At 71.7% G+C, this 21,253-nt stretch carries 18 protein-coding genes and 1 riboswitch; of the genes, 15 read left to right on the forward strand and 3 right to left on the reverse strand.

The window, feature by feature from the left end:
• Positions 1 to 30 precede the first annotated feature (30 nt).
• Positions 31 to 978: a cytochrome b/b6 domain-containing protein gene (locus JOF37_RS11305; protein ID WP_271175060.1), complete on the forward strand. Its 948-nt coding sequence runs from the start codon at positions 31 to 33 to the stop codon at positions 976 to 978.
• Between the two features lie 191 nt (positions 979 to 1,169).
• Here JOF37_RS11305 and JOF37_RS11310 read toward each other — a convergent pair whose 3' ends face one another.
• Entirely contained in the window at positions 1,170 to 2,618 is a 1,449-nt protein-coding gene (locus tag JOF37_RS11310; protein WP_372445458.1) for an HNH endonuclease signature motif containing protein, read from the reverse strand.
• A 302-nt stretch (positions 2,619 to 2,920) separates the two neighbouring features.
• Complete coding sequence (locus tag JOF37_RS11315) at positions 2,921 to 3,427, reverse strand: GNAT family N-acetyltransferase (protein WP_210006908.1); 507 nt, start codon at positions 3,425 to 3,427, stop codon at positions 2,921 to 2,923.
• Between the two features lie 72 nt (positions 3,428 to 3,499).
• Positions 3,500 to 3,596, forward strand: a riboswitch (TPP riboswitch).
• On the opposite strand from JOF37_RS11315, the gene thiM reads away from it, so the two are divergent.
• The 14 genes from thiM (at position 3,587) to JOF37_RS11385 (ending at position 20,233) form a co-directional block, all read left to right on the forward strand.
• Complete coding sequence (thiM, locus tag JOF37_RS11320) at positions 3,587 to 4,432, forward strand: hydroxyethylthiazole kinase (RefSeq protein WP_210006909.1); 846 nt, start codon at positions 3,587 to 3,589, stop codon at positions 4,430 to 4,432. Its footprint overlaps the riboswitch before it by 10 nt.
• Positions 4,429 to 5,088: a thiamine phosphate synthase gene (gene thiE, locus JOF37_RS11325; protein WP_210006910.1), complete on the forward strand. Its 660-nt coding sequence runs from the start codon at positions 4,429 to 4,431 to the stop codon at positions 5,086 to 5,088. The genes thiM and thiE overlap by 4 nt, the downstream gene beginning before the upstream one ends.
• A 23-nt stretch (positions 5,089 to 5,111) precedes the next feature.
• On the forward strand, positions 5,112 to 6,602 hold the full coding sequence (locus tag JOF37_RS11330; protein WP_271175061.1) for a bifunctional hydroxymethylpyrimidine kinase/phosphomethylpyrimidine kinase: 1,491 nt from the start codon (positions 5,112 to 5,114) through the stop codon (positions 6,600 to 6,602).
• A 4-nt stretch (positions 6,603 to 6,606) separates the two neighbouring features.
• Positions 6,607 to 7,656, forward strand: a complete 1,050-nt coding sequence (locus JOF37_RS11335) for a LacI family DNA-binding transcriptional regulator (RefSeq protein WP_210006912.1) — start codon at positions 6,607 to 6,609, stop codon at positions 7,654 to 7,656.
• A gap of 88 nt (positions 7,657 to 7,744) precedes the next feature.
• Positions 7,745 to 9,076, forward strand: a complete 1,332-nt coding sequence (locus tag JOF37_RS11340; RefSeq protein WP_210006913.1) for an extracellular solute-binding protein — start codon at positions 7,745 to 7,747, stop codon at positions 9,074 to 9,076.
• Positions 9,073 to 10,047 (forward strand): carbohydrate ABC transporter permease, encoded by a 975-nt coding sequence (locus JOF37_RS11345; protein WP_210006914.1) that lies wholly within the window; start codon positions 9,073 to 9,075, stop codon positions 10,045 to 10,047. Before JOF37_RS11340 ends, JOF37_RS11345 begins: the two co-directional genes overlap by 4 nt.
• Entirely contained in the window at positions 10,044 to 10,952 is a 909-nt protein-coding gene (locus tag JOF37_RS11350) for a carbohydrate ABC transporter permease (protein WP_210006915.1), read from the forward strand. The genes JOF37_RS11345 and JOF37_RS11350 overlap by 4 nt, the downstream gene beginning before the upstream one ends.
• Before the next feature lie 41 nt (positions 10,953 to 10,993).
• Positions 10,994 to 12,535, forward strand: coding sequence for an arabinosylfuranosidase ArfA (gene arfA, locus JOF37_RS11355; RefSeq protein ID WP_210006916.1), 1,542 nt, complete (start codon positions 10,994 to 10,996; stop codon positions 12,533 to 12,535).
• A 147-nt stretch (positions 12,536 to 12,682) separates the two neighbouring features.
• A complete protein-coding gene (locus JOF37_RS11360) occupies positions 12,683 to 13,243 on the forward strand; it encodes an acyl-CoA thioesterase (RefSeq protein WP_210006917.1) in 561 nt (186 codons plus the stop codon).
• A gap of 81 nt (positions 13,244 to 13,324) precedes the next feature.
• Complete coding sequence (locus JOF37_RS11365; protein ID WP_210006918.1) at positions 13,325 to 17,026, forward strand: bifunctional proline dehydrogenase/L-glutamate gamma-semialdehyde dehydrogenase; 3,702 nt, start codon at positions 13,325 to 13,327, stop codon at positions 17,024 to 17,026.
• A 21-nt stretch (positions 17,027 to 17,047) separates the two neighbouring features.
• Positions 17,048 to 17,311, forward strand: coding sequence for a hypothetical protein (locus JOF37_RS11370; RefSeq protein WP_210006919.1), 264 nt, complete (start codon positions 17,048 to 17,050; stop codon positions 17,309 to 17,311).
• Between the two features lie 65 nt (positions 17,312 to 17,376).
• Positions 17,377 to 17,658 (forward strand): metal-sensitive transcriptional regulator, encoded by a 282-nt coding sequence (locus tag JOF37_RS11375; RefSeq protein WP_210006920.1) that lies wholly within the window; start codon positions 17,377 to 17,379, stop codon positions 17,656 to 17,658.
• Positions 17,659 to 17,687: 29 nt separating this feature from the next.
• The gene (locus JOF37_RS11380) at positions 17,688 to 18,017 is read left to right on the forward strand and encodes a heavy-metal-associated domain-containing protein (protein WP_210006921.1); all 330 of its coding nucleotides are present in this window, start codon (positions 17,688 to 17,690) and stop codon (positions 18,015 to 18,017) included.
• Positions 18,014 to 20,233 carry a heavy metal translocating P-type ATPase gene (locus JOF37_RS11385; protein ID WP_210006922.1) on the forward strand — a complete coding sequence of 740 codons (2,220 nt, stop codon included), beginning with the start codon at positions 18,014 to 18,016 and terminating at the stop codon, positions 20,231 to 20,233. Before JOF37_RS11380 ends, JOF37_RS11385 begins: the two co-directional genes overlap by 4 nt.
• A gap of 59 nt (positions 20,234 to 20,292) precedes the next feature.
• Here JOF37_RS11385 and JOF37_RS11390 read toward each other — a convergent pair whose 3' ends face one another.
• On the reverse strand, positions 20,293 to 21,183 hold the full coding sequence (locus tag JOF37_RS11390; RefSeq protein ID WP_210006923.1) for an aldo/keto reductase: 891 nt from the start codon (positions 21,181 to 21,183) through the stop codon (positions 20,293 to 20,295).
• Between the last annotated feature and the right edge of the window lie 70 nt (positions 21,184 to 21,253).

Consider the following 21,253-nt stretch of genomic DNA (forward strand, 5'->3'; position numbering starts at 1 on the left):
CCCGTCGCAATGCGAGGAGCGAAGGACCCGGTGGCCGAGCGGCGTCACGGGCCGGCTGCCGCGCGCTTCACCGTGAGGCAGTGGGTGGGCGTGATCGCCGTCGGTGCGATCGTGCTCGTCGTGGGGGCGGCGACCGCCGTGATCGCCGCCCGGTGGATGCTGAGCGTCGAGGCGGTGCGCGACTTCGTCACCCGGTATCCCGGCGTGTACGAGCTGCCGGCGTCTGCGCCCGTCGGGGTGCCGGCGTGGCTGGCCTGGCAGCATTTCTTCAACGCCTTCCTCATGGTGCTGATCGTCCGGACCGGCTTGCAGGTGCGTCGAGAGAAGCGGCCGTCGGCGTTCTGGTCGCCCCGCGGCGCGCGGAAGCGCAAGACGAGCCTCACGATCTGGTTCCACCAGGCGCTCGACGTGCTGTGGGTGGTCAACGGTCTCGTGTTCGTGATCCTGCTGTTCGCGACCGGGCAGTGGACGCGCATCGTCCCGACCAGCGCGGAGGTGCTGCCCAACGCCGCGTCGGCGGCGCTGCAGTACGTCTCGCTCGACTGGCCCACCGAGAACGGCTGGGTCGCCTACAACAGCCTGCAGCAGCTCGCCTACTTCTCGGTCGTGTTCGTCGCGTCACCGCTCGCGGTCCTCAGCGGCGCGCGATTGAGCACCGCGTGGCCTCGGGGTGAGCGCCGGATCAACCGCCTGATCTCGATCGACGTGGCTCGGCGCATCCACGTGCGGGTGATGGTGTTCTTCGTGGCCTTCATCACCGCCCATGTCACGCTCGTGCTCGCGACGGGGGCGCTGCGCAACCTCAACCACATGTTCGCGGCGCGGGGCTCGGTCGATCCCGGCGCCTACGCTGACGATCCCACCGGGTTCTGGCTCTTCGTCGCGTCGATCACCGTCACCGCGGTGGCCGTCTTCGCGGCCCGTCCGGCGGTGCTCGCGCCGATCGCCCGGCTCTTCGGCACGGTGACGGTGCGCTGAACCGTGCTCCATCGGTGCACCGGTCCGATGATCCGGTGATCCGGTGATCCGGTGATCCGGTGATCCGGTGATCCGGTGATCCGGTGATCCGGTGATCCGGTGATCCGGTGATCCGATGATCCGATGATTCACTCCGCGAGGGCGCGTTCGGGCGGCGGCCCGCAGAGCGGCGAGTCATACGAGGGGGCGGGTCAGAAGGGTGGCGGTTCGCTGAGCCGGGTGCGGACGCTCGCTTCCGGTGGCGGATCCGCCGCGGGTGTGAAGCAGACGGCGGGGATCGGCACGTCTTCGCGGTAGATTCGCCCGCCGGGGGAGGTCCATTCGAGGACTCCGTCGCCGAGTTGCCTCACGTTCCAGTCGGTGAATTGCTTCATCGAGTGGTGTCGCTGGCAGAGGTGGGCGAGGTTGTAGATGTGGGTGTGGCCGCCGAGGGCGTGGTCGATGGTGTGGTCGATCTCGCAGCGGATCGCGGCCCGACGGCACCCGGGGAACCGGCAGTGCTGGTCGCGGGCTTGCAGGAGGCGTCGCATCGAGGCGGTGGGCCGGTAGGTATCGATCTCGACCGGGGTGCGGGTGATGGGGTCGATGAAGAGCCGGTCCCACGAGGTCGTTTGCCCGGCGAGTTCGCGGGCCGTGTCAGCGTCGACCAGCCCCGTTCCGACAGCTTCGGCGGGACCGTGGTCGGTTCCGGTGAGCGTGTCTGCGGTGACCACGACCTGCACGCGTGCTCGGATGGCGCCCAGTGGCCCCGGAGCGTCGATGCCGTAGGTGGGGTCGACCGCCGGCGCACCCGCGAGGACGAGGTCGGCGAGAGCGTCGGCGCGGAGCTGATCCATCGTGCGCGTATCCGGCTCCTCAGGCTGGGCGGTCGTAGTCGCCGCGGCCTCGCCGAACGCGGTGCCCGCGGCATCGGGCCCGTCGCCGAACGCCGCCCCGGCTGCACCCGCGCCCGCGGCATCCATCCCCTCGCCCGGTACCCCCATTCCGGCACCCCGGGCGCCCTTCACGGACTGGCCCATCTGCGTCAGCCGGTCCAACATCCCCGCGGCGATCACGGTGGGCAAGGTCGCGATCAGATCCGACATCCCGTCCGCCCCGGGAAGCACCCGAACGCACCGCCCGGCGGCGGCGTCCCGGTGTCGCTCAGTGAACTCCCGCGGATGCATCCGCTCCGCCAACGCTCTCAGCGGCTCCTTCACCCGCACCGCGATGTCCTGCTCGCAGATCTCGATCGCAGCGTCCGCGAACGCGCCCCGAACCTCAGCCGGCACCACCGTCCCGGCTTTGACGATCACCTCCACGTGATCCCGCGTGATCCGCCGGGTCTCCCACGCCGCGAACACGGCCGGGTAGTCGTCGACGATCGTCATCGCGTGGTCGATGTCGTGCTGCAACCGCCGATCCGACCGCCCCGCCAAACCCGCCGCCTCCGCAGCGACCGACCGTAGCTCCATGTCAGACGCCATCCCCCGCACACCGCCGACGTGCGCGACCCGCAACGCCGACCGTCCGACCTCAGCGAGGGCGCGAATCAGGGCGACATCCCCGGCGTGAGCAGCATCCAACGCCTCAGCAAACGCCCCGAGCGCACCGGCATGGGGACTCCGTCCCACTCCGTCACTGCCGCGCGTCGTTGCCATATGTCCATGATCGCGCGGACCACCGACATCCGACACGGACCGGCCGACGATTGTGGACAGGTCACCTCCCCCTCAGTCGGGGGAGGACACCGTCGCAACTCCTCAAGATCGGCGTGCAGGCGCTGCTCCATGCCGCTGTTGCCGTCGGATTGGCCCGGGCTTGAGGAGTTAGGGCGCGGGCTGTCCGCTGACACCCGCCGCCGGTCTGGCCGCCCGGCCGGTTCGGTGGCGCGGCGGGGCTGGGGCTGGCAAGCCGACGGCAACTCCTCAAGGTCGGCCATTCGCCCGCAGGAAGCCGGGACTCAGCGGACGAAGCGGACTTCCGTCAGCGTCTCGCCGAGGAACGGTTCGGTGTGCGTCGCACCGTCGAGCGTGAAGCCGTTGCGCTCGTAGAAGCGGTGCGCGCGCGGGTTGTCTTCGGCGACCCAGAGGTACACGCCTTCGTCCTTCTCGATCGCGGCGTCGAAGAGCCGCTGACCGATGCCGGTGCCGTGCCAGGCGTCGAGCAGGTAGATGAAGTACAGCTCGCGCATGCGCGGTGCGTCGCGGTCACGCGCCGGTCCCGAGCCGACGAAGCCGACGATCTCGCCCCGTACGAGAGCCGCGTGCATGCGGAAGTCCTCGCCCTGCGCAGCCCAGTGCGTCCACAGCTCGGCCAGCCGTCGCGGCGAGACGCTCTGCAGCGCCGCCGTGCTGATGAGGTGGTCGTAGGTCTCGTGCCAGCAGGTGGCGTGCACGCGCCCGAGGGCTTCGGCGTCGACATCCCGCACCGGACGGACGACGATGTCGGTCTGCAGTTCGGCTTCCATGGCCAGACTCTACGCTCGGCCGACGGTGACGTGAAATCCGCTCTCGACGCCGCGTGACGCCTGCTATGGTCGTTCCCCGACACGGGGTGCCCGCATCCGCGAGCTGAGATCAGACCCGTCGAACCTGCTCCAGTGCAATGCTGGCGAAGGGATGTCGAAATGCGCGATGTCGTGCCCACCGTCCGCGGCCCCGAGGATGCGCTGGCAGCGCTCCGGGATGCCGCTCCGCTCACCCACTGCGTGACCAACGCCGTCGTCACCGGCTTCACCGCGAACGTGCTGCTCGCTCTCGGAGCGAGTCCCGCGATGGTCGACATCGAGGGCGAAGCCGGCCTGTTCGCCGGCGTCGCCGACGGGGTGCTCGTGAACCTCGGCACGCCGAACCCCCAGCAGCAGGCGAGCGCGCGCGAGATCGTCGGCGCGACGCGGCGCTGGGTGCTCGACCCCGTCGCCGTCGGGGTGCTGCCCGTGCGCACGGCGCTCGCGGCCGAGCTCGTCGCTGCCGGTCCCGCGGTCATCCGGGGCAACGCCTCCGAGATCGCCGCGGTCGCGGGACGCGGCGCCGGCGGCCGCGGTGTCGACAGCACCGACGACCCCGACTCGGTCCACGAGGCCGCCGCCGAGCTGGCGCTGCGGTCGGGCGCCGTCGTCGCCGTGTCGGGGGCCGTCGACCTGATCACCGACGGCGTCCGCACCGTCCGCGTGCCGGGCGGTGACCCGCTGCTCACGCGCGTCACCGGCGGCGGGTGCTCGCTGGGAGCGACGATCGCCGCGTTCCTCGGCGTGGCCGAGCCCCTCTCGGCCGCCGTCGCCGGGTCGCTCGTGCACAAGCGGGCCGCGGAGGTCGCGGCATCCGTCTCGTCCGGCCCGGGATCCTTCGCGGCGGCCTTTCTCGACGCGCTCGCCGGTCTGCGGCCCGACGGGCTCGATGCGACGCGCTTGATCGAGTCCGAGCGCGGGGCCGCCGTGCCCGCGGCAGCCGCTGCGGCGGGAGACGCGCGGTGACCCGCGGGGTCGACCTCGCGCTGCACCTCGTCACCGACGACCGCCTGCCGATCGACGCCCTGCCGTCGGTCGTCGACGCGGCCGTCGCGGGCGGGGTCACGGTCGTCCAGCTGAGGGACAAGCGCGTCGACGCCGCCGAGCTCATCCGCCGCGCATGCCTGCTTTCGAGCGTCATCGCGGGACGGGTGCCGTTGCTGATCGACGACCGCGTCGACGTCGCGCTCGCTGCTCGCGACGCGGGGGCGGTGGTCGACGGCGTGCACCTCGGCCAGGCCGACATCCCGCCGGTCACCGCTCGGCGCCTGCTGGGCGCCGACGCGGTCATCGGCTGGACCGCGCACACGCCGGCCCACCTGCGTGCCGCGGGCGAGCTGCCCGCGGGAACCCTCGACTACCTCGGGGTCGGGGTGATCCGGCCGACGGCGACGAAGGCGAACCACCCGCCCGCCCTGGGCATCGACGGATTCGCGGAGCTCGCCCGCGTCGCACCGCTGCCGTGCGTCGCGATCGGCGGCGTGCGCCCCGACGACGTGGCGCCGTTGCGTCGCGCCGGTGCCGCCGGCGTCGCTGTCGTGTCGGCGATCTGCGCGGCCGACGATCCCGGGGCAGCTGCGCGCTCGTTCGCTCGCGACGCCGATGCGAAGGCCGGGCGATGAACGGCGGCGAAGGAGGCGTCCGCGTGCTCAGCATCGCCGGCACCGACCCCACGGGCGGGGCCGGCATCCAGGCCGATCTGAAGACGATCGCGGCGTTCGGGGGCTACGGCATGGCCGTCGTGACCGCGCTCGTCGCGCAGAACACGCTCGGCGTGCGCTCCGTGAACGTTCCCCCCGCCGCGTTCCTGCGCGACCAGCTCGACGCCGTCGGCGACGACGTGCAGATCGACGCGATCAAGATCGGGATGCTGCACTCCGAGCCGCTCATCGCGGTCGTCGACGCCTGGCTGGCGCAGCGCTCGGGCGACGTCGTGGTGCTCGACCCGGTCATGGTCGCCACGAGCGGCGACCGGCTGCTGGACGCCGCCGCCGAGGATGCCGTGCGGGCGCTGTGCCGCCGGGCCGATCTCGTGACCCCGAACCTGCCGGAGCTGGCGGTGCTCGTCGACGAACCCGTCGCGACGTCGTGGGATACCGCTGTCGATCAGGCGCGACGTCTCGCGGCGGCATCCGGCGCGGCCGTGCTCGTGAAGGGCGGGCATCTCGCCGGCGATGCCTGCCCCGACGCCATCGTCACGGCGAGCGGAGTCGTCGCGCAGCTCGACGGTGCGCGCGTGGCCTCGACGAACACGCACGGCACCGGATGCTCGCTGTCGTCGGCGATGGCGACGCTCCGCGCCGACGGGTGGGACTGGGCCGATGCCCTCGCCCGCGCGAAGGTCTGGCTCGCCGGAGCCATCGCCGCCGGCGCGGCGCTCGAGGTCGGGCGCGGCAACGGACCCATCGACCATCTGCACGAGCTGCGGCCCCGGCTGGCAGGCCCGCCCGCCGCCCCGCGCCCCGCCGGGTGGACCGAGACGGCATGGACGGATGCCGCGCCGGTGCGGGCAGCCGTCGACGCGTGCGCGCTCGTCGACGGTCTGCGCACGGGCGACCTCGATCGGCGGGTGTTCGCGTGGTACCTGGGGCAGGACGCGCTGTACCTCGGCGAGTACGCGCGGGTGCTCGCTCGCGCCAGTGCCCTCGCGCCGCGACCGGAGGAACAGGTGTTCTGGGCCGAGGCCGCGGCATCCGCCATCGCCGTCGAGGCCGAGTTGCACCGCTCGCACGCCGGTGAGAGCGAGCCGGATGCCGCAGCCACGACCCTCGCGTACACCGATCACCTGCACGCCGCGTCGGTGCGCGGTTCGTACGGCGAGCTCGCCGCGGCGCTGCTGCCCTGCTTCTGGCTCTACGCCGATCTCGGCGACCGGTTCGCGGAAGCGAACCACGACGCGCACCCGTACCGCGACTGGCTCGCCACGTACGCCGATCCCGCGTTCGCGGCCTCGACGCGGCGCGCGATCGAGCTGGTCGAACGCGCCGCCGCCGAGGCGTCGCCGACCGAGCGGGAGCGCATGGGCGTGGCCTTCGCGCGCTCGATGGCGCACGAGCTCGCGTTCTTCGAGGCGCCCGTGCACGCGCAGGCCGCCGACGCCGACGCCCGGGGAGGTCGCGCACGGGGCCTAGCATGAGCACATGCCGAAGGACAGACCCGGCCGAGCCACCATGAAGGATGTCGCCGCGCTGGCGGGGGTCTCGGCGAAGACGGTCTCGAACGTCCTGACCGGCAGCGCGGTCGTTCGGCCCGAGACGCAGGAACGGGTCGAGGCCGCCATGCGCGAGCTCGACTTCGTTCCCAATCTCAGCGCTCGCGGGTTGCGCAACGGGCGCTCGGGGGTCATCGCGATCGCCCTGCCCGACCTCGCGACGTCATTCTCGGCCGAGATGCTGCACCACCTCGTGAACGCGGCGCACCAGCGCGGCTACGCCGTGCAGGTCGAAGAAACCGCACTGGCCCCCGAACGTGAGCGCGACCTCGTCTCTCGCGCCCGGGCTCACCTCGTCGACGGCCTGGTGCTGAATCCGATCCGCATCGAGGACAGCGTCATCGATCGCGACGAACGGCTTCCGCCGATCGTGCTCATCGGCGAGGTCGAGCAGCACGTCACCGACCGCGTGCTCATCGACAGCCCGGGCGGCGCGCGTGACGCCGTGGCGCACCTCATCGAGCGCGGGGCGCGTCGCATCGCCGCGATCGGCGGCGACGAGCGAGCGGATCGTGCGACCGCGACGAGCCGGCTGCGACTGGCCGGGATGCGCGAAGCGATCGCGGCCGCCGGTCTCGCGCACGATCCGCGGCGCGAGGTCAACGTGCTGCCCTGGAATGCGGAAGCCGGTGCGACCGGGGTACGGACGCTGCTCGAACGGGGCGTGGAGTTCGACGCGCTGCTCTGCTTCACCGATTCGATCGCGATCGGCGCGCTGCACGCGCTCGCCGCTGCCGGCCTCCGCGTGCCCGAAGACGTGCTGGTGTGCGGTTTCGACGACATCGAGCAGGCGCGCTACACCACCCCCGAGCTGTCGACCGTCTCGTTCGACCGCGCGGAGTTCGCCCGCGCCACGATCGCTCTGCTGGAGGAGCGGATGACGGCGCCCTCGGCGCCGATCCGCGCCGTGGCGATCCCGCACCGCGTCGTCGCCCGCACGAGCACCGCTTCCGCTCCGGGTGGTGCCGCCGTCCCGTGAGTCCGCCGCGTGCCGCGACCCCCCTTGCGGCAGCCATTACATCGATGTAAAAGTAGAGGAGTCCCTGTACGTCACGAAGGAGTGACCGATGGCCCCACCACTCGAACTCAGCAGACGCCGGTTCCTGACAGGTGCCGCAGCTCTCGCCGGTACCGCGTTCCTGGCCTCGTGCGCCGGACTGCCCGGCGGCACCAGTGCCCGGACGCTTCAGTTCTGGCACCTCTTGTCGGGCGCCGACGGCGTCACGATGTCCGGACTGATCGACGGCGTGAACGCCGCGCAGTCCGACTATCGCGTCCGCCCGACCGTGCTCGCCTGGGGCGAGCCCTACTACACGAAGCTCGCGATGGCCGCGGCGGGCGGACGAGCCCCCGACGTCTCGATCATGCACGCCTCGCGCGTGGTCGGGTACGCCCCGGGAGGCCTGCTCGACACGTGGGACACCGCGCGGCTCGCCGAGCTCGGCGTCGACAGCAGCACCTTCACCGAGGCGATCTGGCGCAAGGGCTTCATCGGCGACGACCTGTACAGCGTCGCGCTCGACGCGCACCCCTTCATCCTCATGTACAACACCGACATCTGCGACGCGGCCGGCGTGCTCGACAGCGACGGCAAGCTGCGGCCGGTGACCTCGCCCGAGGAGTTCCTCGAGATGGCGCGGGCCGTCGCGGGTGCCTCGGAATCTCACGGCCTGTCGTACGGCTACCTCGGCGACGGCGCGCAGATGTGGCGCCTGTTCTACACGCTCTACACGCAGCACGGCCTCGAGATGGGGCTGCCGCAGGGCGGTCCGGCCGAGATCGACGAAGACGCCGCGCTCGCGTCGCTCGGCTTCATGCAGCAGCTGCTCGACGACGAGATCGCCTCGCGCAGCGCCGACTACCAGAGCGCGATCGCCGAGTTCGCCACCGGCCGCAGCGGGCTGTTCCTCACGGGCGTGTGGGAGCTGCGCTCGATGCAGCAGCAGAACCTCCCGATCGACGCGACCATCATCCCGACGCTGTTCGGCACGCCGTCGGTGTACGCCGACTCGCACTCGTTCACCCTGCCCCACCAGAGCGCCCCCGACGAGGCCACGCGCGACCTCGTGTACCGCTTCGTCGCCGACATCCTGAAGGGCTCGTTCGACTGGGCCGGCGCCGGGCACATCCCCGCCTACCTGCCGGTCACGCAGTCGTCGGCCTACGCCGACCTGCTGCCGCAGGCCAACTATGCCGAGGCGGCCGAACTCGTCCGGTACGACCCGCCCGCCTGGTTCACCGGCTCGGGCTCGCGGTTCCAGGCCGACTTCGGCGCCGCCGTGCAGAACGTGCTGCTGCGCGGCGCCGACCCCGCCGAGGCGATCACCCGCTTCCGGGCGCGCATCGACCAGCAGCTGCGCACCCCGAACCCGGCCGACCCGGAAGGAGCGGGAGCATGACCCTCGACACCGGATCCGGCCGCGCCGGCATCGCCGACAGCGCCGCGACGCGCACGATCGTCACCGGCCGTCGCGGCGGCGCCTCGCGTCGGCACGTCGGCGACCGCGGCGAGCAGCGCATCGCGTGGCTGTTCCTCGCCCCGTTCCTCGTGGCCTTCGCGCTCTTCCTCGTGTGGCCCCTGCTGCACGGGCTCTACCTGAGCTTCACGGATCAGTCGCTGACCGGCGCCGGCGGCTCCTTCGTCGGCATCACGAACTACATCGAGGCGCTGGGCGACCCCGTGATGTGGCGCTCGCTCGGCAACACGGCCTGGTTCACAGTGCTCTCGACCATCCCGCTCGTCCTGCTCGCGCTCATCATGGCGCTGCTCGTGCAGCGGGGACTGCCCGGACAGTGGCTGTGGCGCCTGTCGTTCTTCATGCCCTACCTGCTGGCCTCCACCGTCATCTCGCAGATCTGGGTGTGGATCTTCAACCCGCAGATCGGTGCCGCCAACGGCATCCTCGAAGCGTTCGGCCTCGAACCGATCGCGTGGCTGCAGAACCCGGACACCAACATGCTCGCGATCGTCATCGCGACGGTCTGGTGGACGGTGGGCTTCAACTTCCTGCTGTACCTCGCGGCCCTGCAGAACATCCCCGAGAGGCAGTACGAGGCGGCATCCATCGACGGGGCGGGGGAGTGGCGCAAGCTCTTCTCGATCACGATCCCGCAGCTCGGACCGATCACGGTGCTCATCGTGATCCTGCAGGTCCTCGCCTCGCTGAAGCTGTTCGACCAGGCGTACCAGATGCTCGGCGGCATCGCGAGCGAGACGACCCGCTCGATCGTCCAGTACATCTACGAGTCCGGCTTCGTCGGATACCGCTTCGGCTACTCCGCCGCCATCTCGTACGTCTTCTTCGCGGTGATCGTCGTCATCGGCGTCATCCAAGCCCTCGTCACCCGCCGCCGGAAGGAGCACTCATGAGCGCCACCGCCACCGCCACCCGCTCCGTCGTCGCACCGGGGGTCCCGTCCGACTCGCGCGCCCGTAAGCCCGGGCAGCGCCGCTTCGGCCCGCTGAACATCGCCGCCTTCATCGCTCTCGCGCTGATGGCCGTCGGCTGGCTGCTCCCGTTCCTGTGGGCCGTCGCGACCGCGTTCAAGACCGAGACGGATGCCGCCTCGGGTGCCGGCGGCTGGGTCGGCGAGAGCGGCCCGACGACCGAGGCCTTCACCTCGATCCTGTCGCAGGGCAACGTCTGGATCTGGGCGGGCAACAGCCTGTGGACCTCGGCTGCCATCACCCTGATCACCCTCGCGATCTCGGCCGTCGCCGCGTACGCGTTCTCGCGGCTGGACTTCCGCGGCAAGAAGCTGCTCTACGGCGCGGTCATCGCCTCGATCGTCATCCCGCCGCAGGTGCTGATCATTCCCCTGTTCTACGAGATGCTCGCCTTCAACCTCGTCGACACCCCGTGGGGCCTGATCCTGCCGCAGGTGGTCGCGCCGGCGATGGTGTTCATCCTGAAGAAGTTCTTCGACCAGGTGCCGATCGAGCTCGAGGATGCCGCACGCGTCGACGGAGCCGGACGCTTCCGGGTGTTCTGGTCGATCGTGCTGCCGCTGTCGCGTCCGATCCTCGGCGCCGTCGCGATCTTCGTCTTCATCACCGCCTGGAACAACTTCCTCTGGCCGTTCCTCATCATCAACGACACGACCCTCATGACGCTTCCGGTCGGCCTCCAGACCGTCATCAGCGCCTACGGCGTGCAGTACGCCCAGGTCATGGCCCAGGCCGTGCTGGCGTCGCTGCCGCTGATCATCGTGTTCCTGATCTTCCAGAAGCAGATCGTCCGCGGCGTCGCGACGACCGGCTTCGGCGGTCAGTGACCGGCCTCCTCGTCCCCGCACCCCGAAAGAACAGGAGCATCATGCCCCGCGCCCGTATCGTCCTCGATCGCGATTTCACCGTGGCCGACGTGCCGCGCCGCCTCTTCGGCTCGTTCGTCGAGCACATGGGCCGCTGCGTCTACACCGGCATCTTCGAACCCGGTCATCCGCAGGCCGACGAACGCGGGTTCCGCCGCGATGTGCTGGCGCTGGTGAAGGAGCTCGGCGCGACCGTCATCCGCTACCCCGGCGGCAACTTCGTCTCGGGCTACAACTGGGAGGACGGCGTCGGACCGGTCGAGGACCGACCGCACCGCCTCGACGGCGCCTGGCACACGGTGGAGACGAACGCGTTCGGACTCCACGAGTTCGTCGACTGGGCCCGCGAGGCGCAGGTCGAGGTCATGGAAGCGGTCAACCTCGGCACGCGCGGCGTCGACGAGGCACGCGCCCTCGTCGAGTACGCCAACCACGCAGGCGGCACGTACTGGTCGGACCTGCGTCGCCGCAACGGGGCCGCCGCGCCCTTCGACATCCGGCTGTGGTGCCTGGGCAACGAGCTCGACGGGCCGTGGCAGATCGGTCACAAGACGGCCCACGAGTACGGCCGGCTCGCGCAGGAGACGGCCAAGGCCATGCGCCTGGTCGACCCCGACATCGAGCTCGTCGCGGTCGGGTCGTCGAACCGGCAGATGCCGACCTTCGGGACGTGGGAGCACACCGTGCTCACCCACGCGTATGAGGAGGTCGACTACATCTCGATGCACGCCTACTACCAGGAGGACGGCGGAGATGCGGCATCCTTCCTGGCCGAGGCCGTCGACATGGATGCGTTCATCGACGGCGTCGTCTCGACGATCGACGCGGTCAAGGCCGCGGGCAAGCACCGCAAGCAGGTCGACATCTCGTTCGACGAGTGGAACGTCTGGTACCAGCGGGGTCTCGACACCGAGGACCAGCCGCACATCGTGTCGGCGTCGAAGGAGTGGCGCGCGCACCCGCGTCTGATCGAAGACACCTACAACGTCACGGATGCCGTCGTCGTCGGAACCTTCCTTCACAGCCTGCTGCGCCACGGCGACCGCGTGCGCATCGCCAACCAGGCGCAGCTGGTCAACGTCATCGCCCCGATCCGATCCGAGGAGGGCGGGCCGGCATGGCGCCAGTCGATCTTCTGGCCGTTCGCCCGGATGTCGCAGCTGGCGCAGGGCCGCGTCCTGCGGCTCGCGATCGAGTCCGACCAGACGCCGACCGCCAAGTTCGGCGATGTGGATGTCGTCGACGCCGCCGCGACGTGGGACGAGTCCACCGGTCGCGTCGCGCTGTTCGTGGCCAACCGGTCGCTCGAGTCCGAGACCGAGGTCTCGCTCGAGCTGCGGGGGCTGGGGGCCTCGAACGTCGTCTCGGCCGAGGTGCTGACGGTGCCCGAGGGTGGCGACCGCCGGTCGGCCAACACCGAGCACGACCAGGACTGCGTCGGTCTCGAGCCCCTGCGCGGCGTCGGCCTCGACGAGGGCGTGCTGCGGGCGACCCTGCCCGCGCTGTCGTGGTCGGTCATCGTGCTCGACACGAAGCGGGCCTGACCCCGCACCCGCCTGCGCGGCATCCCTCTCGCACGAACCCGCGTACGTCGGATCGCTCCCTCGGGAGCGTCCGACGTACGCGCGTTTTGTGTGGTCGGCACAACGGATGCCGCCCGGGGCGCGGGGGATCCGCTAGCGTCGGCCCTCGTGAACGTGTGGCTGCGAACCCTCCTGACGATCTGGCGAGCCCGAGCGCACGTACGCCGGCGCGGCCTGCGCCCTCCGATGACGATCGGGCGTGTGCGGCTGCGGACGCTGCCCACGGACATCGACCTGCTCGGGCACATGAACAACGGGCGGTATGCGTCGCTGTTCGACCTCGGCCGGTTCGACCTGCTGATCCGCACCGGCATCCTGCAGATCTTCCAGCAGAAGGGCTGGTACGGCGTCGTCGCCAGCAGCACGATCACCTTCCGCAAGTCGCTCAACCTGTGGCAGCGCTTCACCATCGAGACGCGGCTGCACGGGCATGACGACAAGTCGGTGTACATGGTGCACCGCGCGGTCGTCGACGGCGAGGTCTACGCCGAGATGCTCGTGCGGTCTCGGTTCCTGCGCCGGTCCGGCGGCATCGTTCCGCTCGACGAGCTGTTCGAGGCCCTGGGGCGTCCCGATGACCTCCCCGAGCTCGAGCCGTGGATGACCGAGTGGGCGACGGCGACGGCTCTGCCCTCGACCCGCGCGGCCGCGCCGAGCGTCTGGGAGTGACGCCCGCGCCCCGCGATGTCACGGCGGCGCGCACCGGAGCGCCGCGACCTCGCAGCGGGGCCCGCGATATAGGCTGACGGCATGTCCGACACCGCTGCGTCCGGCACCACCCCGCCGGGCTTCCCCTCCGACGACGACCGCGCCGACCAGGCGATCGCCCTGGCGCAGCAGTGGGTGCACACGGCGGCCGACTATCCGGCGGATGCCGCGGCGCAGCGCCTCGCCGGCGTGCTGCGCGACCCGAACGGGCTGCCCTTCACGATCGGCTTCGTCGACGGGGTCATGCGGCCCGAGAGTGTGACGGCGGCGGCGACCCGTCTGCACCACGTCGCGCCCCTCGTGCCGGAGTTCCTGCCGTGGTACCTCCGCGGCGCGGTGCGCGTCGGGGGAGCGGTCGCCCCGGTGCTGCCGACGCCCGTCGTGCCGATCGCCCGCACGGCGCTGCGCGAGATGGTCGGGCACCTCGTCGTCGACGCCCGCCCGCACAAGCTCGGGCCCGCCATCGCGCGCATCCGAGAGTCGGGTGCGCGCCTGAACCTCAACCTGCTGGGCGAAGCCGTGCTCGGCGAGGGGGAGGCGAAGCGGCGCCTCGAGGGCATCCACGAGCTCATCCGGCGCCCCGACGTCGACTACGTCTCGGTGAAGGTGTCGGCCATCATCAGCCGCATCTCGATGTGGGCCTTCGACGAGGTCGTCGCCGACGTCGTCGAGCGCCTGCTGCCGCTGTACCTCAGCGCTGCCGAGGACGGCACCTTCATCAACCTCGACATGGAGGAGTACCGCGACCTCGACCTGACGATCGCGGTGTTCACGCGTCTGCTCGAGGACGAGCGGCTGCGGGGCCTCGAGGCCGGCATCGTGCTGCAGGCGTACCTGCCCGACGCGGTCGACGCGCTCGACGAGCTCACCGCGTGGGCGCAGACCCGTGTGGATGCCGGCGGCGCGCGCATCAAGATCCGCCTCGTCAAGGGCGCCAACCTGGCGATGGAGCGGGTGGATGCCGCGGTCCACGGCTGGCCGCTGGCCACCCACGCGAGCAAGCTCGACGCCGACGCGATGTACCTGCGCTGCCTCGACCGCGCGCTGCACGCGGAGCGGACGCGAGCCGTGCGCCTCGGCGTTGCCGGGCACAACCTCTTCGACATCGCCTACGCCTGGCTGCTCGCGGGCGAGCGCGACGTGCGCGACGACATCGAGATCGAGATGCTCCTCGGCATGGCGCAGGGTCAGGTCGCCGCGGTCACGCGCGATGTGGGTCACGTCCTGCTGTACGTGCCGGTCGTGCGACCCGACGAGTTCGACGTCGCGATCAGCTACCTCGTGCGCCGCCTCGAAGAGAACGCGTCGAGCGAGAACTTCCTGTCGGCGGCGTTCGATCTGGCGACCGACCCCAGCCTGTTCGAGCGCGAGCGCGACCGGTTCGTCGCCTCCCTCGCCCGCGCAGCGGATCCCGCGCTGCCGTCCGGTCCGAACCGCACGCAGGACCGCACGCTGCCGGTGCGCGGCCTGTCGACGCAGCGGATCACGCGCGACCCCGCCACCGACGACGCCGCGAACCTGACGCAGGCGGTGCTGGGCATCGCCGACGCGGCCGACGCCGACGCCGCCGACACGAGCGCCGTCGGCGCTCACGACGATGTCCTGTTCGGCGGCGAACGGTTCGTCGAGACGGCCGTGTACGCCCCGCGCGAGTCGCGCCGCTCGCCCGCCCTCGGCGCCCCCGGTTTCGCGAACACGCCCGACTCCGATCCCGCGCTCGCGGCCAACCGGGCGTGGGCGCGTGGCATCCTCGCCCGCGTCGCGAGCAGCACGGTCGGTGACGACACCCTCGCCGCCGCGCGCGTCGACGACGCCGAGCGGCTCGACGGCATCGTGGCGGGAGTGCGCGCCGCGGCATCCGAGTGGGGCCGGTTGCCGGCGGCCGATCGCAGCGTCGTGCTGCTCGCCGCATCCCGCGCGCTCGAGGCGCACCGGGCCGAGCTCATCGAGGTCGCCGCGTCCGAGACGGGCAAGGTTCTCGCCGAGGCCGACGTCGAGGTGAGCGAGGCGATCGACTTCGCCGCGTACTACGCCGCGACGGCGCGCGAGCTCGACCGTGTGAGCGGCGCCGTCTTCGTGCCCGCGGCGGTCACCGTCGTCGCTCCGCCGTGGAACTTCCCCGTCGCCATCCCCGCGGGCGGTGTGCTGGCGGCGCTCGCCGCCGGGTCGGGCGTGGTCTTCAAGCCCGCACCCCAGGCTCGCCGCTGCGCCGCGGTCGTCGCCGAGGCGCTGTGGGAGGCCGGCGTACCGCGTGACCTGCTCGCGCTGGTCGACATCGACGAAGGCGAGCTCGGCCGCCAGCTGATCACGCACACCGACGTCGACCGGGTCATCCTCACCGGTTCGTGGGAGACCGCGGCGCTGTTCCGGTCGTGGCGTCCGGAGCTGCCGCTGCTGGCCGAGACGAGCGGCAAGAACGCGATCATCGTCACGCCCTCGGCCGACCTCGACCTCGCGGCCGCCGATCTCATCAAGAGCGCGTTCGGTCACGCCGGCCAGAAGTGCTCGGCGGCGTCGCTCGCGATCCTCGTGGGCTCGGTCGGGCGCTCCAAGCGCTTCGCCCGTCAGCTCGTCGACGCGACGCGTTCGCTGCGCGTCGGCCCGCCGACCGACCCGCGCAGCGAGGTCGGCCCGGTCATCGAGCCGCCGCAGGGCAAGCTCGCGTGGGCGCTGACGACGCTCGAGGACGGTGAGCGCTGGCTCGTCGAGCCGCGTGAGCTCGATTTCGGCCCCGAGACGGCGGGGCGCTTCTGGTCGCCCGGCGTCCGGGTCGGCGTCAGCGCCGGGTCGCGCATGCACCTCGAGGAGTTCTTCGGTCCCGTGCTCGGCGTCATGCACGCGCGCACGCTCGAGGAGGCCATCGAGATGCAGAACGCCGTCGCGTACGGCCTCACGGCGGGTCTGCACACGCAGGACGCCGACGACCTCGCGACGTGGCTCGACCGGGTGCAGGCGGGCAACCTCTACGTCAACCGCGGCATCACCGGAGCCATCGTCCAGCGGCAGCCCTTCGGAGGATGGAAGCGCTCGTCGGTGGGGGCGGGCACCAAGGCCGGCGGCCCGAACTATCTGATCGGCCTCGGCTCGTGGCGCGCGTCGAGCGGCGCGGCCTCGAGCACTCTGCACCTGCGCGGGCTCGACTCGCGGATCACGACGCTCATCGAGTCGGCGCAGCCCACCCTCGACTACGAAGCCTTCGAGTGGCTGCGACGCGGCGCGCTGTCGGACGCCGTGGCCTGGGACCGCGAGTTCGGGCAGGTGCGGGACGTGTCGGGCCTCGGCGTCGAGCGCAACCTCTTCCGGTACCGGCCGGTCGACGTCGCGGTGCGCGCGGGATCGGATGCCGCCTGGCAGGCGGTGCTCCGCGTCATCGTCGCGGGCGTCCGCGCGGGCTCGCACGTCACGCTCAGCACTCCCGTCGGGCTTCCCGCCGAGGTGCGGCGCGCCCTCGGCGAGGTCGAGATCCCGGTGTCGGTCGAGACCGACGGCGAGTGGCTGCAGCGCATCGCCGTCGCGGAGCAGCGGCCCGGCCGCATCCGGCTGGTCGGTTCCGCCGAATCGGTCGTCGAGATCCGGGCCGCCGTGGCCGCGGCGACCGAGGGAGACCCGGATGTCGCCGTCTACGCCGACGAGGTCACGACCGCCGGGCGCATCGAGCTGCTGCCCTTCGTGCACGAGCAGTCGATCACGATCACGGCGCACCGCTTCGGCAACCCCGACGACTGGTCCGAAGCGGTCATCTGACCGGGTGGGTAGCGTGGAGGGATGACCGACACCGCTGCGCGCTCCCGGATCCTCGACCGCATGGCCATCGAGCGGGAGGCGCTCGTCGGGGCGCTCTTCGTCGCGCTCGGCGCCGTCGGCCTCGCCGTGGCGGTCACCGCCCTCGCGTTCAGCGTCACGCTCAGCCTTCCGGTGATGCTCGGTGGCGGCGTGGGGATCGTCTTCCTCGTGCACGGCATCCTGCGCCGTGCGAGCGCGGCACGCGCCGACGCCGCGCTGCGCGAGCTGGACCGCCCCGCCGGCTGAGTCGGAACCTCGCGAATTCTCGATCTTCGCCCTGCTGAATACCCTAGGGGGGTATAGTATCCAGCGTGAACGGATACGACGCGAACAAGGACGACCTGCAAAAGCGGTTGCGACGCATCGAGGGGCAGGTGCGGGGCATCGCCCGCATGGTCGACGAGGACAAGTACTGCATCGACATCCTGACCCAGGTATCGGCGGCCACGAAGGCCCTCGAGACCGTCGCGCTCTCGCTGCTCGGCGACCACCTCAGCCATTGCGTGGCCGAAGCGAGCGCCGAGGGTGGAGCCGTCGCCGACGAGAAGATCCGCGAGGCGAACGCGGCGATCGCGCGCCTCGTCCGTTCCTGACCGACCCCACGACCTCTGAAGGAGACATGATGACCGAGCGCAACGACCTGGGACTGACCGCGACCGGTGGAAGCGGGGGCGGCTGTTCCTGCTGCGGCACCGCGTCGACGTCGGGCGCGGCCGCAGCGCCGTCCGCCGTGACCGCCGAGGTGATGGTGTCGGGCATGACCTGCTCGCACTGCGTCGCGAGCGTCACCGAGGAGCTCGTCGAGGTGCCGGGCGTCGAGGGTGTCGACGTCGACCTCAACGCCGGCGGGCTCTCGCGCGTGACTGTCCGGAGCGCCGAGCCCATCGACGACGCGGCCATCACCGCCGCGATCGAGGAGGCCGGCTACGCCCGCGAGGACGCCCGCTCATGAGCGCCGTCGACGTCGAGCTCGACATCGCGGGCATGACCTGCGCCTCGTGCGCGACCCGCATCGAGCGCAAGCTCAACAAGCTGCCCGGGGTAGAGGCGACGGTCAACTACGCGACCGAGAAGGCGCACGTGCGCACCGACGGCGCCGACGCCGACCAGCTCATCGCCGCCGTCGAGGCGGCCGGATACCAGGCGGCCGTGCCCGCACCGCCCGCCAGCGCGGACGGCGATGCGGCGCCCGCAGCCGATGACGGGGTGGCGGCGCTGCGCCACCGCCTGCTCGTCAGCACGGCGCTCGCGCTGCCGGTCGCGGTGCTGTCGATGATCCCCGCACTGCAGTTCGAGTACTGGCAGTGGCTCGCCCTGACCCTCACCGCGCCCGTCGCGGTCTGGGGTGCGTGGCCGTTCCACCGTGCCGCGGCCGTCAATGCGCGCCACGGGGCTGCGACGATGGACACCCTCATCAGCCTGGGCGTCATCGCATCCTTCGGCTGGTCGCTGTACGCGCTGTTCTTCGGCGGGGCCGGCATGCCCGGCATGACCATGACCTTCACGCTCATCGGCGCCCCGCGCGCGGGCGGGCACGAGATCTACCTCGAAGTCGCCGCGCTCGTCACCGTCTTCATCCTGGCGGGGCGCTACGCCGAGGCGCGGGCGAGGAAGTCATCGAGTGAAGCGCTGCGCGCGCTGCTCGAGATGGGTGCGAAGGATGCCGTTCAGCTCGTCGACGGACGCGAGCGACGGGTGCCCGTCGGCCAGCTGGCCGTGGGAGACACGGTCGTCGTCCGCCCCGGAGAGAAGATCCCGTCCGACGGCATCGTGGTCGGCGGCGCCTCCGCCGTCGACGCCAGCATGCTCACCGGGGAGTCGGCTCCCGTCGACGTCGCCGAAGGCTCGCGCGTCGTGGGCGCCACCGTCAACGCCGGCGGCCGCCTCGTCGTCGAGATCACCCGCGTGGGCGCCGAGACCGAGCTCGCGCGCATGCAGCGGCTGCTCGCCGAGGCGCAGTCGGGCAAGGCCGACGTGCAGCGGCTCGCCGACCGGGTCTCGGCCGTCTTCGTCCCGATCGTCATCGGCTTGGCGGTCGTCGCGTTCGTCGGATGGACGCTCGCCGGCGGATCGGTCGAGCTGGCCTTCACCGCCGCTGTCGCGACGCTCATCATCGCCTGCCCGTGCGCCCTGGGGCTGGCCACGCCCACGGCACTCCTCGTGGGAACCGGGCGCGGCTCGCAGCTGGGCATCCTCATCCGGGGACCGCAGGTGCTGGAACAGACGCGGCGCGTCGACACGATCGTGCTCGACAAGACCGGCACCGTGACGTCCGGCGTCATGAGCGTCACCGAGGTCCACCCCGCCGAAGGTGTCGCACGCGACGAGCTGCTCGCGACCGCTGCGGCCGTCGAGGCGGCATCCGAGCACCCCGTCGCTCGTGCGGTCGCGGCGGCGTCGCCCGTGGCGTGGCCCGACGCCGAGGCGTTCGCCTCGCACGCGGGCTTCGGCGTGCAGGCGGTCGTGAACGGTTCGGCCGTCGTCTGCGGCCGGCCCTCGTGGCTGCGCGAGCAGTGGAGCGTGCCGATCCCGCCGGCGACGGCGGCCCTGCTGGCCGACCTCGAGACGCGCGGCACGGTCGTCGCGGTCGCGCGCGACGGCGGCTACCTCGGGGCGATCGTCGTCGCCGACACGGTCAAGCCGACGAGCGCAGCAGCGGTCGCACGGTTCCGGGCACTCGGCCTCGAACCGGTGCTGCTCACCGGCGACAACGCGGTCACCGCTCGTCGCGTCGCCGGCGAGGTCGGCATCGACACGGTGCATGCGGGCGTCAGCCCGGCCGAGAAGCTCGACGTCGTCCGCGCGCTGCGCAGCGACGGTCGTGTGGTGGCGATGGTCGGCGACGGCGTGAACGACGCCGCGGCGCTGGCGGCCGCCGATCTCGGGCTCGCGATGGGCGGAGGCACCGACGCCGCGATCGCGGCCAGCGACATCACGATCGTGTCGGGCGACCTGCTGGTCGTCGCCGACGCCATCCGGCTCGCCCGCCGCACGCTGGGGACGATCAAAGGCAACCTGTTCTGGGCGTTCGCCTACAACGTCGCCGCGATCCCGCTCGCGATGGCGGGGCTGCTCAACCCGCTGCTGGCGGCGGCCGCCATGGCGCTGTCCTCGGTGTTCGTCGTGACCAACAGCCTGCGACTGCGCGGATTCCGCCCCGGCGCCTGAGCTCACCCGCACGGACGACGGCCCGCCCCGAACACCGGGGCGGGCCGTCTTCGCGTCGGTCAGCCGTCGATGCCGACCGACCGCGACAGGCGCGCCCGCTCGTCGCCCGAGAGCTCGAGGTCGGCGGCACGCGCGCTGTCGATGATCGACTCGGCGCGGCGGGCGCCGGGAATCGGGATGACGGTGTCGCCGAGGCCCAGCTCCCACGCGAGCACGACCTGCTGCGGGCTCACGTCGTGGGCGCGGGCGACCTCGCCGAAGACGGCGAACCGGTCGCCGACGGCCCGCGCCGCACCGCCGGTGCCGCCCAGCGGGCTCCAGGGCAGGAAGGCGATGCCGTGGTCGGCGCAGTACCGCAGCTCGTCGTAGCTGCCGGGGTGGCGCGGCGAGAACTCGTTCTGCACGCTCGCAAGGCCGCCGTCGCCGAGGATCTGCTGCGCGATCTCGATCTCTTCGACGCTCGCGTTCGATATGCCGACGGCGCGGACCTTGCCCTCGTCCTGCAGTGTCTTGAAGCTCTCGATGACGTCGCCGTAGACCAGCCAGCGGTCGGGGCGGTGGTACTGGTACAGGTCGATCACGTCGACGCGCAGCGCGCGCAGCGAGGCTTCGACGGCGCGACGCAGGTAGTCGAGCGAGCCGTCGCGGCCCCACTTCTCGCCCTCGCTACGGGTGATGCCGCCCTTGGTCGCCACGACGATCTGCGACCGGTCGCCGCCCCACGTCGCGAGGGCTTCGGCGATGATCTCCTCGTTGTGGCCCATCGAGTCCCAGCTGGGAGCGTAGATGTCGGCGGTGTCGAGCAGGGTGACGCCGGCGTCGAGCGCCGCGTGGACGGTGGCGACCGCGTCGGCGCGCTCCGGGATCTGCTTGTCGTTGTTCATCGACATCGGCATGCCGCCGAGCCCGATGGCCGAGACGGTGAATGGTCCGAGGGTGCGCTGCTGCATGGGTCTCCTTCGACGGTTCTCGGTGATGTGGTTCTCAGCCTTCCAGGCCGGACGCCCGATGGGGACGGCC

Origin of the sequence: Microbacterium imperiale, assembly GCF_017876655.1 — a bacterium.
Taxonomy (GTDB): Bacteria; Actinomycetota; Actinomycetes; order Actinomycetales; family Microbacteriaceae; genus Microbacterium; species Microbacterium imperiale.